Genomic DNA, 17,105 nt, shown 5'->3' with positions numbered 1-17,105 from the left:
ATAAGGATATGATGAAATGAATACATTACGTTTAACTACTCTTGCATTAGGTTTGATGGTTTCAGGCATAGCTGCGGCTCAAACTTATGTTGTTGATCGTTATCAAGACGATAGCAATAAAGGCTCTTTACGCTGGGCAATTGAACAAGCCAATGCAAACCCAAGCGAAGCTAGCGACATTTTGATTCGAGCAGTAGGCAAAGCACCTTATGCGATTAAATTAAATAGTGCACTTCCTGAAATTAAAGCACCTGTCAAAATCATTGGTACACAGTGGGATAAAACTGGCGAATACATCGCAATTGATGGTTCAAATTATATTAAAGGCGAAGGTGCAAAAGCTTGTCCTGGGGCAAACCCTGAGCAGTACGGCACTAATGTACGTACGATGACTTTACCGGGATTGGTATTGCGTGACGTCAACAATGTCACTTTAAAAGGTTTAGACATCCATCGCTTCTGTATTGGGGTATTGATTAACCGTTCAAGCAATAACCTCATCCAACACAACCGTATTAGTAATAACTACGGCGGTGCTGGTGTCATGCTCACTGGTGATGATGGTCAAGGTAACCCAACCGCAACCACCACCAATAACAACAAAGTTTTAGACAATATTTTCCAAGACAATGGTGATGGTCTAGAGCTGACACGTGGTGCTGCGTTTAACTTAATTGCGAATAACCATTTTGTTTCAACCAAAGCAAACCCAGAACCATCACAAGGTATTGAAATTTTGTGGGGTAATGATAATGCGGTAGTTGGTAATAAATTCGAAAACTACTCGGATGGCTTACAGATTAACTGGGGTAAGCGTAACTATATCGCCTATAACGAAATGACCAATAACTCGATTGGTTTCAATATGACGGGTGATGGCAACATTCTTGATAGCAATAAAGTACACGGTAACCGTATTGGTGTAGCCATCCGCTCTGAAAAAGATGCAAATGCAAAAATTACATTGACTAAAAACCTGATTTGGGACAATGGTAAAGATATTAAACGCTGTGAAGCGGGTGGTTCATGTGTACCAGATCAGCGTTTGGGTGCAATTGTATTTGCTGTGCCTGCACTTGAACATGCAGGATTTGTAGGTTCTCGTGGTGGCGGTGTGGTTGTTGACCCATCTAAACAACAAAAAACATGTACTCAGCCAAATGAACAAGGCTGTAATGCTCAACCTAATCAGGGTATTAAAGCTCCTAAATTAACTGCAAATAAAGGTTCAGTTGTTGTAGAAGTCAATGGCTTGCCAAATCAACGCTATAAAGTTGAATTTTTTGGTAATCAAAATGCGTCATCAAAAGAAGCTGAGCAATATTTAGGAGCAATAACTGTTGCTACAGATGCACAAGGGATCGCAAAAGCGAATTGGAAGCCGACTGTAAAAGTTGCCTCAATTACAGCGAATATTACTGATCGTTTTGGCGCAACATCTGAGCTTGGTTTTACAAGTGTTAAATAACAATAAGGAAAGCGCCTCATATGAGGCGCAGCATAGAAATATAGAAATGATAAAAGGGACTTGAAATGTCAAATTTAATGAAACTGAGTGTTTTAACGCTCGCTGTATTAGGTAGCCAATTTGCGCTCGCGAATGAGCCTTGGTCACAAGACCGTCAATGGTTGCTAGGTGACTGGAATGGAAAACGCCAGCAATTAGAGCAGCAGGGCTATAAATTTACAGCTTCTATTATGAGCCAAAGTGCCACAAATTTAGATGGTGGTTACAACGACAGCAATACTTTTGAAAATGCTGCACAACTTTCTTTAGGTGCAAACCTCGATTTAGAAAAAATTGCTGGGTGGAAAGATACAACAGTCAATTTAGTCGTGACCAAACGTGATGGTAATGCATTAACTCTCGAGCGTATTAAAGACCCACGTTCTAGCCAATTGGGCAATGCTCAAGAAATTTATGGTCGCGGTAAAATCTGGCGTTTATCCCAAGCATGGGTGAAGAAGGGCTTTGTTGATAATACTGTACAGGTCAAATTTGGCCGTATGGGAATGTCAGAGGACTTTAACAGTTCTCAATGTGAATTTCAGAACTTATTGCTTTGCGGTGGGCAGCTAGGAAAATCAATTGGTTCAATTTGGTACAACTCACCAGTTGGTGTTTGGGCTGCAAACGTTAAATATCAATTTGCGCCTGAGTGGACTTTGGGTGTCGGTGTTTATGAAGTAAATCCAGACAACATTAAAACCGAATCAAACAGTGATGGTTTTAATCTGGATATGAACAACGTCAAGGGTGCAACCATACCAGTTGAACTTGCATGGAAACCAAAACTTGCTGCCTTTAATGGCTTGCCGGGTGAATATAAAGTAGGTGCACTGTATTCAACTGCAGAAGCCAATGATATTAAAACTGCGGGTAAGGTTCATGATGGAAAACAAAGTTTCTGGCTTAATGCACAGCAACAACTTACGAATAATGGCCAAGATCCGAAACGCGGTTTATATATCAGTTTTAACGGCGTTGTAAATGATAAAGCAACGACTTTTGTTCAAAGTACGCAACAGCTTGCTCTTTGGTATAAGGGACCGTTTGATAGCCGCCCAAATGATTCGATTGGTTTTGGTATTGCCAATTATGTAGTCAATGATCGCGCTAAAGATAAGCAGATCGCAACAAATGAAAGTCGTGGATACTATAGCTATGATTCGATTGCATCTGATTATATTCCAATTCAAGACGACGAGTTAAATGTCGAGTTGAACTATACCTATCAATGGTCTCCGGCCGTCATGTTACGTCCAAACATTCAATATATTCATCAACCTGCTGGTGTAAAAGAAGTTGATGATGCTTGGGTGGCTGGTCTTAGTGTGAAAGTCAATTTTTAACAATATTGATGGCTGGTTAGACATAGTTTAACTGGCCCAAATGCTTGAACTATTCGGGTTCAGTATATGTGGAGTAGGATCTATGTCTGAGTCAGATTCTAAGTTTCATATCTTATTCAAAATATGGTGTTTTATATTAGGTCTAGTTTTATTGGCTACTGGTGTTTTTTACATCGTAGGTGGTGGAAAGCTAGTATCTCTTGGTGGTTCTTGGTATTTTCTTATAGCAGGATTATTTATTACCATTTCTGCAATTAGTATTTTCCGAAAAAAAGCGCTAGGTGTCTGGATTTTTGCGGCTGTTTTTGTTGGTACCGTAATTTGGTCATTTGTTGATGCTGGATGGGAATTTTGGCCGTTATTTTCGCGCTTAATGTTTCCTGCTGGTCTTTTTGCTGCCTTGCTATTTACTTTGCCTTCAATCCGACGTTACCAATTTCAAACGAGTTTGGCATCTTCATCCTATGCGGTAGGTGGATTAGTTGTTGTGGGAATGTTGATTGCGCTCTATCAAATGTTCCAACCACATCCAACAGTAGCAAGTTCAGGTGAAAAACTACCTCTAGTACCAGTTGATCCTGCAAAAAAACAGGTAAATTGGGAAAATTATGGTAATGATGCAGGTGGTAGCCGCTTTGTTGCTCTCGATCAAATTAACCGAGATAACGTTCATAAATTAAAAGAAGCTTGGCGCTTTAGAACGGGCGACTTTACAACGGGTAGCGGTAATGGTGCCGAAGACCAAATGACTCCGCTACAAGTTGGAAATAAAGTGTTTTTATGTACACCACATAACAACATTTTTGCGATAGATGCCGACTCGGGCAAACAACTCTGGAAAGCTGAGGTGAACTCTACAGCCGATGCTTGGGAACGTTGCCGCGGTGTTGCATACTTTGATTCAACAAAACCGCTTGTACAACCAACTTTAGCTGGTGCAAATGCAGTAACTGCGGTTGCAACCAATACGGCATGTCCACGCCGTGTATATACCAATACACCTGATGGTCGTTTAATTGCAGTGAATGCAGATAACGGTCAGCGCTGTGCTGATTTTGGTGTAAATGGAACGGTTGATTTGCTAGAAGGTCTTGGGGCTGGAACAAAAGCGCCACGTTTTGAAGTAACTTCTGCACCGACTATTGCGGGTACAACCATTGTGGTGGGTAGCCGTATTGCCGACAACGTAGCCGCAGATATGCCAAGTGGTGTTATTCGTGGTTATGACGTGATTACGGGTAAACTTCGCTGGGCATTTGACCCGCGTAATCCAAATCCTAACTATGTTCTTAAACCGGGTGAAACCTATAAACGTAGTTCGGCAAACTCATGGGCTGCAATGTCATATGACCCGCAAATGAATACGGTGTTCTTACCTATGGGTAGTTCATCTGTCGACATTTGGGGGGGTAACCGTAATCCATTAGATCACAAATACAATACTTCTGTGTTAGCACTTGATGCGACAACAGGTAAAGAGAAGTGGGTATATCAAACTGTTCATAACGATTTATGGGACTTTGACTTACCAATGCAACCGAGTCTAGTCGACTTCCCATTAAAAGATGGTACGACTAAACCAGCTGTTGTCATTGGAACCAAATCAGGCCAATTCTTTGTTCTTGACCGTGTAACGGGTAAACCACTGACTAAAGTGATTGAACAACCAGTTAAACCTGCCAATATTCCGGGTGAACAATACAGCTTAACTCAACCTCGTTCAGTTGAAATGCCTCAAATTGGTAATCAGACTTTAACTGAATCAGATATGTGGGGCGCAACGCCGTTTGATCAACTGATGTGTCGTATTAACTTCAAGTCAATGCGTTACGAAGGCTTATTTACTGCACCAGGTACTGATGTTTCATTAAGCTTCCCAGGTTCGTTGGGTGGTATGAACTGGGGTAGCATCGCTTTTGACCCGACTCATCGTTATATGTTCGTGAACGATATGCGCCTTGGTTTGTGGATTCAATTGATGGAGCAAACTCCTGAAGATATTAAGATTCAGGCCAATGGTGGAGAGAAAGTAAACACAGGTATGGGAGCTGTACCAATGAAAGGTACACCATATAAAGTGAATAAAAACCGCTTTATGTCGGCTCTAAGTATTCCTTGTCAAAAACCACCATTTGGCACCATGACTGCAATTGACATGAAAACTCGTCAAGTTGCATGGCAAGTACCATTAGGTACAGTGGAAGATACTGGGCCGATGGGTATTAAGATGGGCTTAAAGGCACCGATTGGTATGCCAACAATTGGCGGGCCGATGGCAACTCAAGGTGGCTTGGTTTTCTTTGCTGCAACACAAGATTACTACTTACGTGCATTTGATTCATCTACAGGTAAGGAACTGTGGAAATCACGCATGCCAGTAGGTAGCCAAGGAACACCAATAAGCTATGTTTCACCTAAAACAGGTAAACAGTATGTGGTTGTTACCGCAGGTGGAGCACGTCAATCACCTGATCATGGTGATTATGTGATCGCTTATAGCTTAGAACAATAATTAAGAAAGGCAAAAGAGAGTATTTCTCTTTTGCCTTACTCTTTAATATATTTTTTATATAAAAGAGTGAAAGTAAATTCTATATTTTTAACTAGATAGCTTTACCAAATAGTAAAAAAGTGCTTGATGTTGTTGCTAAACTTAAAATAGCCTTATGGTCAATTCAACCTGAACGCTAGATATAGCTTAACTATTGACCAGTTTCTTAGGATGTTTTACCTATAAATAAAACCTTAACTTTTATTAAGTTTTGTTTAACTTAACATTGTGAATTTTAATTAAAAATAAACATTATTAAGTTTTAAACTTTAAAAATACGGTGTTTTTTGTTGGAAAAACGAGCTTAAATATATACTTATATTATATTTATATAATTTATTGGGTTGCGCTAGAATGGTCGACGCAGATTATTACTATCCAGTAATAATTTGTATTTCAGGAATTTAAGCTTTTATGGCTTAAGGCTCATCGAAAGATGGGCCTTTTTTTATGGATGAAAGAAAATTCTTTTATCTTGCTCAATAGCCTAAGTAAAATTAAAAGTTAAATAATGAATAAAATCACAAAAATTAGTCTTTAATGACAAGAAGTGTATGATTTGATAAATTAAAGCCACTTGATAATAATAGGTGATGTAATGAGATTTTTGGTTCTTGCAACTTTATCTGGTTTAGCTTTGATGGGTTGTGCTTCTGTTCAGCAGGCACCGAATACACAAGAGACAATTCGCTATGCTTCTAGCCCATGTTTTGGCGCATGTCCGATTTATTCTGTAGAAGTAACACCTACAGGTTTAATTCGCTTTGAAGGTAAACAATACACTAAGGCTATAGGCGTTAAAGAAATTCAAGGTAGCGTAAAAGATTATAAAAAACTTGCAGATGATCTAAAAACTTATCGCCCTGAAACAGGTACACAATCAAAAACTGCGGGTTGCCAGCAAACAGCGACCGACATGTCTAGCTATTACATTACTTGGATTCAACCTAATGGCATAGAAACTAAATTAAGCCATTACACAGGTTGTATCTCTCCAGCAAATAATAGATTGAATAAGGTTATGGAAAAGTTACCTGAACAATTAGGCATTAAAGATCTAATTTAATGATAAAAGCCCCAAAATCTTGGGGCTTTTTCTTGTTAAGAGGAATTATACATTTAAGAGTTTTATTTTAAGTATTTCTAAAAGAATCAGCGTATAATACAAATTATAAAAACATATATTGTTAAGAGTGGTTATATGTCAAATATTGTCTATGCCTTTTTGGGTGGTTTATTACTCGGCATCGCAACAGTTGGATATTTATATATAAATGGTCGTATAGCCGGAATTAGTGGATTGCTTGCTCAAATCATTAATCCTACTAAAGATACTTTTAAAAGTTCTGCATTCTGGTTCATTGCAGGACTTGTGATTACACCTTTCATATATGGTTATTTTTTTCAGCCCGAAATTGAAATTAAAGCCAATACATTTGCGCTCATTCTGGCGGGGGTGCTTGTTGGTTTTGGAACACGGTTAGGGTCGGGTTGTACAAGTGGCCATGGTATTTGTGGTATGAGCAGGTTATCAAAACGTTCGATGATAGCGACAGCAGTTTTTATGTTTGCTAGCATGTTAACGGTTTATATCATTCGTCATGTGATGGGGTAATCCTATGAAAAACATTTTTGCTTTTTTATTTGGTAGCTTATTTTCATTAGGTTTAATGATCTCTGGCATGTCTAATCCAGAAAAGGTATTAGGTTTTTTAGATATTTTTGGGCAGTGGGATATTAGCTTAATGTTTGTAATGTTAGGTGCTATTGCTGTGGCATTTATTCCATTTCAAAAGGCTATAAAAACTCCTAAAACACTCTTTAATGAACAAATTCAATTACCAACGAATACACAGATTGACCAAAGGTTAATTGTGGGTGCTTTTATTTTCGGTATAGGCTGGGGAATAGCAGGTATATGTCCAGCGCCCGCTTTAACTCTGATTGGATTAGGGCATTTTGAAGCGCTTTATTTTATTGTCGCAATGTTATTAGGAATGTTTATTTACCGAATTTTAAATAAAGGAAATTAAGCCTATGCAACAACCTCTAGTAAAAGATTTTTTTGATGAAAACACCAATACTTTTAGCTATGTTGTTGCGGATTTAGCGACTCTTCAATGCGCTATTATTGATAGCGTGCTTGACTATGATGCAGCTTCGGCCACTACAAAAACATCCAATGCTGATCTGATCGTCGATTATGTCTTGGCGCAAAACTTTAAAGTACAATGGATTTTAGAAACCCATGTACATGCCGACCATATGACTGCGGCTCAATATTTAAAATCTAAATTGGGCGGTACAATTGCGATTAGTCAAAAAATCTCGATAGTACAAGAAACATTTTCGGCTATCTATAATTTTGATTTTAAGAAATTTAATGAAAATCAGCCCTTTGATTATTTGTTTGAAGATTATGAATATTTTAAAATAGGGGAGATAGAAGCCTATAACATTCCTACATCAGGGCATACGCCAGCTTGCTTAAGCTATGTGATTGCCGATGCTGTTTTTGTAGGTGATACTTTATTTATGCCTGATTATGGCTCAGCGAGATGCGACTTCCCTAAAGGAAGTGCTGCTGAGCTTTATGATTCGGTACAAAAACTTTATACACTTCCCGACGACATGCGTATGTTCTTATGCCATGACTATAAGCCCGAAGGCCGTGATGAATATATCTGTCAAACAGATATAAAAACTCAAAAGCAAAGCAATATTCATTTAAATCGACAAGTTTCTAAAGAATCATTCATCAAAATGCGTCAAGAAAGAGATGCTACTTTGGCAATGCCAAAATTAATTCTGCCTTCAATTCAAATTAATATGAACGGTGGAAACTTTCCGGAACCAGAATCAAACGGCATTCGTTATTTGAAAATTCCTTTCAACTACTTCTAGAAATAGCCTAAGCATTTATTTGGGATCATTCATTCTATCCAAATAGCCTAAGCAAACAATAAAATTAACCCTATAAAATAGCCTAAGCAAGATTTAAAGAACTTGTCTCAAATCCCGCGAAGTCTCTTGCAATAAAGGCAGAATATGTTGAATTAAATATTCTTCAGTTGTTTTCATAGTTGGAGAAACAATATTTAAAGCTGCAACCACTTTAAAGTCTTGTCCATAAATTGGTACGGCGAGCGCATGAACTCCTAATTCGTGTTCTTCACGCGAATAACACCAATCTTGTTCTCGAATCTCTTGTAGTAACTCTAAAAATTTATCATTTTCGACATGCGTATATTTAGTTAAACGCTGAAGAGGATATTTTTGGAGCCAGTCCAATTGTTCTTCTTGGCTTAAATGTGCCAGTAAAATTTTACCCGCAGATGTCGCATGAGCAGGCAGACGGTTACCCAAGTGCAAACCATATGGATTTACTCGGTCAGTTTGTTGGTGGGCAGCACTACGGGCAATGGTAATGGCTTCATAACCATCAAGTACCATCACTGAATAAATAAGGGAAGTCTGGTTAGTTAGAAGGTTTAATAACGGCTGGGACACTTTTGGAAGCTGAGCTGCACCTAAATAAGCTCCTGAAAATTTGAGTACTTTAGGGGTTAAATAATAATAGTGACCATCTGACTCAAGATACCCTAAATATTCTAAAGTTAATAAATGGCGTCTTGCTGCCGCTCGGGTAAGCCCAGTTTTTTCAGCAGCCATAGAAATGTTTAAACGATGTTGATTACTACTAAAGCTATCTAAAATCGCCATGCCTTTACCAATGCCAGCAATGTAATCTTCATGACGAATCGTTTTTTTGTTGTCCTGATTCTGGATTATCCGTTCATCTTTACTCATTACTGGTCCTTGTACGATAGAAGCTTAGTAGATCAATTTGCTTTAATGAAAAAGTTTAATAATTTCATGTCGCAAAAATTGATGTCTTAAATTATCCCTTAAATCTTCGTGCCAAAACATACCCATTTTAATATTGGTCATCTCAAAAGGCAGAGAATGTAAGCAAATTTCAGGACTATAAGACAAATGCTGCAAAATCATACGAGGCATGGTCAGGATTGCGTTGGCTTGAGCTGCCAAAACTTGTAATGCCGTTGAGTAGTTTTGACAGCGCATAAATACATTTCTTGAAATTTTTTGATGCTGGTTTAAATAAATATCTTCAAGTAAAGCGCCCGTACGGCGTGATGAAACACCAATATGCCTACCACTGATGTATGTAGATAAATCGACTTCTTTAAGTTGACTGCAAATGACGAACTCGTCTGTTACCAAATGATCAAAGGTAATTTTGGGTGATAAATATTGTTCTAGGTCAATCACGAAATCGAGCTGTTGTGTCGCCAAGTCAGTCATAATATGTTTTCGATCTAGCTTCATACTCACAAACTGCAAATCTAAATTAAGATTTTGAAAATGTTGAGAAAGCCTTGGAAGAATAATCGGTTCAATCTCATCATGAACGGCGATTTTTAAGCTTTTTAAACTGGTTGGATCAAAGACATGTTTCTGTTGGCTAATATTTTGAATCGTTAAAAGTGCTTGCTTAACAGTTGGGTAAATCTGCTCGGCAAAAGGAGTGGCAGACATTTTATTGCCTACTCGTATGAATACATCATCTTCAAGTTGCTGGCGTAAACGTTGCAAAGCATGACTTGCTGCTGACTGCGTAATATTGAGACTACTTGCAGCATTCGAAATACTTTTTTGCTCATAAATTGCGATAAAAAGCGGATATAAATTGATATCAATTCGGTGAAAAAAACTTAAGTCGAGGCCATGCAAGTTATGAATATTATTCATGAGGTGTTATTTAATAAAATCATTTCATTCATATTAAGTTTCAAGTTATGTTGATGTAAAGACCGGATAATGATGTGAAGGAAAAAAGAATGTTTGAACTTTCAAAGAAAGCTCAAGATTTTGCTGAGCGAACAAGAAAATTTATTTTAGAAGAAATAGAACCTATCGAAGCAAAATTTTGGGAAGAGGTTCATGAGCTAAATCCAGATGGAAACTGGAAAAAATGGCAATGGCCAGACCTTTTAGAAACTTTGAAATCTAAAGCTAAACAAGCCGGTCTTTGGAATATGTTTTTACCCGATGAAAAGCTGGGTGCTGGGTTATCAGTTCAAGAGTATGCGCATATTGCTGAATTGACTGGCCGCAGTTTATTGGCACCAACCGTTTTTAACTGTAATGCACCAGATACAGGAAATATGGAATTGTTATGGCGCTATGGCAGTGAGCAGCAAAAACAGCAATGGTTACACCCTTTATTGGACGGAAAAATTCGTTCGGTTTTTTGCATGACTGAACCTGATGTTGCGTCAAGCGATGCAACCAACATGCAAGCGACTGCACTCATCGACGGTAATGAAATTGTTTTAAATGGCAAAAAATGGTGGTCGTCTGGTTTAGGTGACCCAAATGCTAAAGTCATTATTTTTATGGCACATACCCCTGATGAAACCAAAGACCGTCATCATCAACACTCTATGGTTTTAGTACCGATTGATACGGCAGGTATTGAAATTCAACGTATGTTACCTGTGTTTGGTGACTACGATGCACCGCATGGACACGGTGAGGTTCACTTTAATAATGTTCGAGTACCTATTGAAAACTTTATTGGTGGAGCGGGGCAAGGTTTTGAAATTGCACAAGGCCGTTTAGGTCCAGGGCGTATTCACCATTGCATGCGCTGTATTGGAGCTGCTGAAAAAGCACTAGAACTCATGGTCGATAGAGGCATGTCTAGAACGGCGTTTGGCAAAGAAATTTTAAAACTCGGTGGAAACCTCGAACGCGTGGCTGATGCTCGAGTAGCTATAGATCAAGCCAGACTTTTAACCTTGTATGCTGCTTATAAAATGGATACTTTAGGAAATATGGCTGCTTTAACAGAAATATCTGCAATTAAAGTGGTCGCTCCGAGTGTTTTAGAAAAAGTAGTCGATATGGCGATTCAGCTACATGGCGGTGCGGGCGTTTCAAGAGATACACCATTAACAGGTTTCTTTGCCCAAGCACGCAGTTTACGTTTAGCTGATGGTCCGGATGAAGTGCATAAAGGCATGATTGCCAAATTAGAGTTGGCCAAACGTGGTTATGGTCGTCATAAGAAAGTATAAGCTTAAAGGAAGTGAATATGTCGGTAATTGATGTAGGCGGTGAAGTACGTGAAGGTGAAGAGCTTGATATTGGGGCAGTTGAAAACTGGTTAAAGAACCAAGGTGTTGAGTTGGTTGGCCCAGCAGTTGTTACTCAATATACGGGCGGGGCGTCGAATTGGACTTATCGTTTAAAATATGAAAATACCGATTTAATTTTACGACGTCCTCCTAAAGGAACAAAAGCGAAGTCGGCCCACGATATGGCCCGTGAATATATGGTGCAGAAAAACCTTGCACCTTATTATCCAGTACTTCCTAAAATGGTGGCACTTTGTCAGGATGAGTCGGTCATTGGCTGTGATTTTTATGTCATGGAACGAATTGAAGGCATTATTCCTCGTGCAAAATTACCGCCTGAACTTGGTTTTAATGAGGAAGATGTTCATCAACTTTGTGTAAACGTTATTGATAAGTTGATTGAACTGCATCAAGTTCCTTATCAGAACACCCCTTTAGCTGAACTAGGTAAAGGAACAGGATATTGCCGTAGACAAGTTGAAGGTTGGGATAAGCGCTATGAGAAAGTCCGCACAATCAATGTTCCTTCATTTAAATATGTCCGAAAATGGCTAAATGATAATATCCCTCAAGACTCTACGACTTGTATTATTCACAATGATTGGCGTTTTGATAATGTGATTTTAGATCCAGAGCATCCAACAGAAGTGATTGGTGTATTGGATTGGGAAATGGCGACTTTGGGTGATCCATTAATGGATTTGGGTAGCGCTTTGGCCTATTGGGTCGAGCCTACGGATAATATGATTTTTAGATCAACACGCCGTCAGCCTACTCACTTAAAGGGAATGTTCTCTCGAAAAGAAGTCGTTGACTATTATTTGCAAAAAACAGGTCTGGAGCCTCAAAACTGGGCTTTTTATGAAGTCTTCGGTGTATTCCGTTTAGCCGTGATTGCCCAGCAAATCTATTATCGTTATTACCATAAACAAACCCGAAACCCCGCTTTTAAAGATTTCTGGGTTGTCATTCATGCGCTACATATTCGAGCTTTAAAACTTATCGCGCAGCAAAAACTGCAAGAATCCGAATTTGCTCAGCAATCTCTACAGAAAATACAGGGTATTTTAAGAAAATGACCACAATTTATCTGGTAAGACATGGTCAGGCATCATTTGGTAAAAGTAATTATGATGAGTTGTCTGAAAATGGTGAAGCTCAAGCGACTTTATTAGGCCAATATTTTAAGCAAATATTGAAAGAACAACCGTATGTGGTTGCAGGAACCATGCAGCGCCACGAGCAAACTGCAAAGCTCGCACTCAATGAATGCTTCCCAGATGCGGTAATTCATCATAATAATTTATGGAATGAGTTTAATCATCAGCAGGTTTTTGCCCGCTATGAACCGCGTTTTGAACAGCCTGAACTTTTAAAAGCTGATGTTGCACAAGAACAAAACCCGCGTGCTTATCTTGCCAAAATATTTGAAGGCGCCATTGGACGATGGACAGATGGCGATTTTCATCATGAGTATGATGAGTCTTGGCCACACTTTAAAGAAAGAGTCGAAACAGCATTGCAGCAACTTTGTGATGAGTTAGCAAAAACTAAACCTCGCTATGCAGTGGTTTTTACCTCTGGTGGTGTGATTTCTGTAGCAATCGGAAAATTGCTTGAACTTAGCCCTAATCGAACTTTTGCGTTGAATTGGGCAATCGCGAATACAAGCCTCACGACTTTGCGTTTGGTTGGAAATGAAGCTCAGGTGTTAAGTTTAAATGAACATCATTTTATAAAAGCTGAACGTCCAGATTTACTGACATGGATTTAAAAATAAGGATAAAAGCATGGCAAAGACAATTTTAATTACAGGTGCAAGTTCTGGATTGGGCGCGGGTATGGCGCATGAATTTGCAGCCAAAGGCTATAACTTAGCGATTTGTGCACGCCGTTTAGACCGATTAGAGACTTTAAAAACTGAACTTGAAAATCAGTACGGTATTAAAGTCATTGCAAAAAGTCTGGACGTAACTAATTACGATCAGGTTTTTGAAGTATTTCGTGCCTTTAAACAAGAATTTGGCTATTTAGACCGAATTATTGTAAATGCGGGAGTCGGAAATGGTCGTCGTATTGGTAAAGGTAATTTTGAAATTAACAGAGCCACAGCTGAAACAAACTTTATCTCTGCCTTAGCACAGTGTGAGGCGGCGACTGAAATTTTTAGAGAGCAAAACGCTGGTCATTTGGTGGTGATGTCATCCATGAGTGCGATGCGCGGATTACCAAAACATTTATCGACTTATGCGGCAAGTAAAGCTGCAGTTGCTCACTTGGCCGAGGGTATCCGTGCTGAATTACTGGATACCCCAATTAAAGTCTCCACCATTTTCCCGGGTTACATCCGAACTGAAATGAATGAAGGTGCTAAACATTTACCTTTTGAAGTTGACGCCAAAACAGGATGTAAAGCTTTAGTAAAAGCTATCGAAAAACAACCTGTAAAAGCTTATGTGCCACAGTGGCCGTGGTTACCAATGAGTATTGCTATGAAGGTTTTACCATTAAAGTTGGTCAATAAATTAGGATAAAAAATACCCCCTAAAGTTTAGGGGGTATTTTTTATTTAGAATTTTTTAGTGTAATTGACAAACAAGCGATCTTCACCAAAGTCATTGCCATGTTTTACATTGTAATCAATACGAATATATTGCAGGGCCACGCCTTTTAGGAACGGTTGCTGAAATGCGTAGTTTAAAATCACATTTGACTCGGTTTCGTGGTTTTTTTCACCATTGGCTGCTTTAAAGTCATGTCCGTAAACATATTTCACCATCGCATTTAGGCCCGGTACATAATCTTTAAAATCGTAGCCATACATGACGTGGTAAGACTTTTCATCCTCTTTAAAAAAGCCTGTAGCGTTCCAGTTAATGAAATACGTCTCTGGTAAAAAACCATCTGGTAATGGGTAAGCCGATTCACCAATAATCTGTTGGTAACCTAAACCAAAGGTATGGTTTTTTACTTTAACCGTTTCAAGTAATCCAATGTTCTGCGCATCAATATCAAAGGTATTGCCATCATCTTTTGCATTGAAGTATTTAAACTTAGAGGTCAGAGCAAAACTTGGCTGTTTCCACGTATGTTCAAGTCCTATATAGTGTTTGTTATACAGATCTTCTAAATTACCAAAATAGTATTCGCCCTTCAAAGACGGCGTGAATTGATAACGTAGGTCAATATAATTTAACCCATCAGATTCTTTAGTAATCCCATTTGATGTGAAAGAAAACTTTTTAAAGTCTTCTTCATTTCGTGGAGAGACTTTTTCAACCCGACCAATTTCTGCGTAGAGTTGGTCTGAAAGTTGTGACTTTAGGTTGGTTCCCCAATACGAAGTGAGTAACTGACGACTAGCATCTACGGCAGTTACAGGTAAATCTAGCCAGAGTTCACCGACACGTAAAAGAGTTTTGTCATAACCCAGCTTTAAAGTCGCGCCGTATTTTAGATAGTCTGAAGCCTGAGATTGCGTTTCTTTATTAAAAGGCAAAACTGTATCCGCAACATGTTTGTCTGAACTCAAGCGCACGGCGTATTGGACAGAAGCATCAGCCCCAATCGTAATCGGTTTGTTTGCAATTTGCAGCGGAGTGTCATGCATTTTCGATTTATAAAATAATGACGCTGCCTGAGACCAACTGCCAGTATCTTTGAGTGCATCATTATCAAAATCACGGTTGATATAGGCATTTTTTAAAGTGAATTTCCATTCATCTTCAGTTTGCTGATTTGGATTTGCAGCCCATGAGTTGCTGCACATCAGTAATAAAGTAGCAACAGCTAAAGTGCGTGGTTTAAAACGCTGAAATAATTCCATAATCCATTTCCCAGATGTATGCCAATCCTCGGCACTACGTAATTTTGAATATTTTGGTACTCTCTAAGCGTTTAGTTAGAGAGTACATTTTTGCAATTGGTGAGACCTATTAATTTAATTTTTCAAGCTTCATGCTTTCACTAAAGAATTTGCAGCCTTTAAAAAGTAGAATTAAAGCCAGTACACAAGACAAACCACCCACAATAGATAAAGAAGAACCCACCATTAATGGGCTACCAAAAACTTTATCTGTAATAATGGCTACCAGTGTTGTGCCAATACCGAGTCCAATTAAGTTACTGACTAAAAGGAAGAGGGCAGAAAGGCGTGCTCTAAACTGGTTTGGGGCTAACATTTGCAAAGCAGTTGCTGAAATCACTAGAGGGAAAGATGCAAAGAACATTGCAGGAATCAGTAAGCTAACTGAAAGCCAAAGCTGATCTGTTTGGGTAAAAAATGCAATTGGAATAATCAGGCCAACAATACCAATTACACCCGTGAACATCGGCGCATCTTGACGGCCTTTTTTGATAAACCAGTCATTTAGCCAGCCTGCACAAAATACGCCTAATGTATTTGCGACTAACAGAATGGTACCAAGCATATAGCCTGTTTCAGTCGGCGCGAGTTGAAACTTACGAATATAAAATGCAGGTGTCCAGCTAGTTAGGCTATAGAGTGCCATTGCATAAAAGGTAAAACCTAAATAATGACAAGCAAATGTTTTCGAATGTTTTTTAATAAACTGAAGACATTGTGTGAATTTAACTTGGTCAACTTGTCCATTTTGGTTGAGTTGTTGGCCTTTACGTGCAGGGTCTTTAACGGTCAGAATAAATAGCAAACCAATAATGATGCCGGGTAAACCTACCACTAAAAAGGCAATTTGCCATGCTTTAAGCGCACCCAATAAAGGAACCTCAATGAGTGTCACACCTTTAAGCAGGTTAATGACATAACCGCCAACTAAGAAGGCAATACCTCCACCTAAAAAAGCGCCAATTGAATAGATCCCGACAGCACGCCCTAGTTTGTCTTTACTAAACATGTCGCTAAACATTGAATAAGCCGCTGGAGATAAAGCCGCTTCACCGACACCTACCGCCATACGGCTTAAGAACAGTTGAATAAAGTTTTTACTTAAACCGCAAGTTGCTGTTGCCAGACTCCAAACAATAATCCCGATTGAAATTAGTTTTGGTCGTGAAAAACGATCGGCAATGTAGGCGAGTGGTAAACCCATAACCGCATAAAACAGTGAGAAGGCGAGGCCATGTAACAAGCTAAATTGTGTATCTGAAAGCTGGAGATCTGCTTTGATGGGTTCAATCATCAGCGCCAGAATTTGGCGGTCAATAAATGAAAATATATATGCCAACATACAAAGTATGACCACATACCATGCATATGCATTGCTTTTCTTCTGTGTCCTTTCAACAGCGATATTACTTTGGTTCATACACTTAATCCTTATGTATAAAACGCTTAAAGAAATTGATATCTAACTTTTATTATTCCTCTAAAGTTTTCGATATTTCCCCCTTTTAGATAAGAATAATAAATAGGCTAGAAATGAGTAATTTGGTCTCGTACAGACCGGAAGAGTGCGTCTAAACCCAATTAGGAGTTAATGGGATTTTTAAGATCATGGAATTATTATTTTCTTTTTATATGTAAAATTCCATTACTTATTGAGTATGTTAGAATACCT

Annotated in this window: 15 protein-coding genes; 11 read left to right on the top strand and 4 right to left on the bottom strand. The window is 38.8% G+C overall.

Annotated features, from left to right (window positions below):
- Nucleotides 1-16 precede the first annotated feature (16 nt).
- From ACTJJG_RS00495 to ACTJJG_RS00465, 7 genes are all read left to right on the top strand, one after another.
- Nucleotides 17-1,468 carry a right-handed parallel beta-helix repeat-containing protein gene (locus ACTJJG_RS00495; protein WP_372552684.1) on the top strand — a complete coding sequence of 484 codons (1,452 nt, stop codon included), beginning with the start codon at nucleotides 17-19 and terminating at the stop codon, nucleotides 1,466-1,468.
- A 65-nt stretch (nucleotides 1,469-1,533) separates the two neighbouring features.
- On the top strand, nucleotides 1,534-2,853 hold the full coding sequence (locus ACTJJG_RS00490; RefSeq protein WP_032063715.1) for a carbohydrate porin: 1,320 nt from the start codon (nucleotides 1,534-1,536) through the stop codon (nucleotides 2,851-2,853).
- Nucleotides 2,854-2,935: 82 nt separating this feature from the next.
- On the top strand, nucleotides 2,936-5,365 hold the full coding sequence (locus ACTJJG_RS00485; RefSeq protein ID WP_440608906.1) for a glucose/quinate/shikimate family membrane-bound PQQ-dependent dehydrogenase: 2,430 nt from the start codon (nucleotides 2,936-2,938) through the stop codon (nucleotides 5,363-5,365).
- 646 nt (nucleotides 5,366-6,011) lie between these two features.
- Nucleotides 6,012-6,470 carry a DUF6438 domain-containing protein gene (locus ACTJJG_RS00480; RefSeq protein WP_081318613.1) on the top strand — a complete coding sequence of 153 codons (459 nt, stop codon included), beginning with the start codon at nucleotides 6,012-6,014 and terminating at the stop codon, nucleotides 6,468-6,470.
- Between the two features lie 135 nt (nucleotides 6,471-6,605).
- Entirely contained in the window at nucleotides 6,606-7,019 is a 414-nt protein-coding gene (locus ACTJJG_RS00475) for a YeeE/YedE family protein (RefSeq protein ID WP_032063717.1), read from the top strand.
- A 4-nt stretch (nucleotides 7,020-7,023) separates the two neighbouring features.
- A complete protein-coding gene (locus ACTJJG_RS00470) occupies nucleotides 7,024-7,437 on the top strand; it encodes a DUF6691 family protein (RefSeq protein WP_017481010.1) in 414 nt (137 codons plus the stop codon).
- Nucleotides 7,438-7,441: 4 nt separating this feature from the next.
- Nucleotides 7,442-8,308 (top strand): MBL fold metallo-hydrolase, encoded by an 867-nt coding sequence (locus ACTJJG_RS00465; protein WP_069119903.1) that lies wholly within the window; start codon nucleotides 7,442-7,444, stop codon nucleotides 8,306-8,308.
- A 93-nt stretch (nucleotides 8,309-8,401) separates the two neighbouring features.
- On the opposite strand, the gene pcaU is transcribed toward ACTJJG_RS00465, so the two are convergent.
- Nucleotides 8,402-9,214 (bottom strand): IclR family transcriptional regulator PcaU, encoded by an 813-nt coding sequence (gene pcaU, locus ACTJJG_RS00460; protein WP_002120879.1) that lies wholly within the window; start codon nucleotides 9,212-9,214, stop codon nucleotides 8,402-8,404.
- A gap of 42 nt (nucleotides 9,215-9,256) precedes the next feature.
- A complete protein-coding gene (locus tag ACTJJG_RS00455; protein ID WP_032063721.1) occupies nucleotides 9,257-10,177 on the bottom strand; it encodes a LysR family transcriptional regulator in 921 nt (306 codons plus the stop codon).
- Between the two features lie 89 nt (nucleotides 10,178-10,266).
- Here ACTJJG_RS00455 and ACTJJG_RS00450 point away from each other — a divergent pair, with 89 nt between their 5' ends.
- Genes ACTJJG_RS00450 through ACTJJG_RS00435 form a run of 4 tightly spaced genes read left to right on the top strand, consistent with a single transcriptional unit; the run spans nucleotide 10,267 to nucleotide 14,102 of the window.
- Nucleotides 10,267-11,508: an acyl-CoA dehydrogenase family protein gene (locus ACTJJG_RS00450; protein WP_032056013.1), complete on the top strand. Its 1,242-nt coding sequence runs from the start codon at nucleotides 10,267-10,269 to the stop codon at nucleotides 11,506-11,508.
- 17 nt (nucleotides 11,509-11,525) lie between these two features.
- Nucleotides 11,526-12,647: a phosphotransferase family protein gene (locus ACTJJG_RS00445; RefSeq protein WP_032056014.1), complete on the top strand. Its 1,122-nt coding sequence runs from the start codon at nucleotides 11,526-11,528 to the stop codon at nucleotides 12,645-12,647.
- Nucleotides 12,644-13,342, top strand: a complete 699-nt coding sequence (locus tag ACTJJG_RS00440) for a histidine phosphatase family protein (RefSeq protein ID WP_013197682.1) — start codon at nucleotides 12,644-12,646, stop codon at nucleotides 13,340-13,342. The genes ACTJJG_RS00445 and ACTJJG_RS00440 overlap by 4 nt, the downstream gene beginning before the upstream one ends.
- 16 nt (nucleotides 13,343-13,358) lie before the next feature.
- Nucleotides 13,359-14,102, top strand: a complete 744-nt coding sequence (locus tag ACTJJG_RS00435; RefSeq protein ID WP_032046800.1) for an SDR family oxidoreductase — start codon at nucleotides 13,359-13,361, stop codon at nucleotides 14,100-14,102.
- A 35-nt stretch (nucleotides 14,103-14,137) separates the two neighbouring features.
- Here ACTJJG_RS00435 and ACTJJG_RS00430 read toward each other — a convergent pair whose 3' ends face one another.
- Entirely contained in the window at nucleotides 14,138-15,394 is a 1,257-nt protein-coding gene (locus ACTJJG_RS00430; RefSeq protein ID WP_032056015.1) for an OprD family outer membrane porin, read from the bottom strand.
- A gap of 109 nt (nucleotides 15,395-15,503) precedes the next feature.
- On the bottom strand, nucleotides 15,504-16,853 hold the full coding sequence (locus tag ACTJJG_RS00425; protein ID WP_017399597.1) for a spinster family MFS transporter: 1,350 nt from the start codon (nucleotides 16,851-16,853) through the stop codon (nucleotides 15,504-15,506).
- Nucleotides 16,854-17,105 lie beyond the last annotated feature (252 nt).

The sequence above is a fragment of the Acinetobacter sp. 22512 genome, assembly GCF_052044755.1.
In the GTDB taxonomy this organism is placed as follows: Bacteria; Pseudomonadota; Gammaproteobacteria; order Pseudomonadales; family Moraxellaceae; genus Acinetobacter; species Acinetobacter pittii.
The sequence above is the reverse complement of the archived record's forward strand: the minus strand, read 5'-3'. Positions and strand labels throughout refer to the sequence as shown.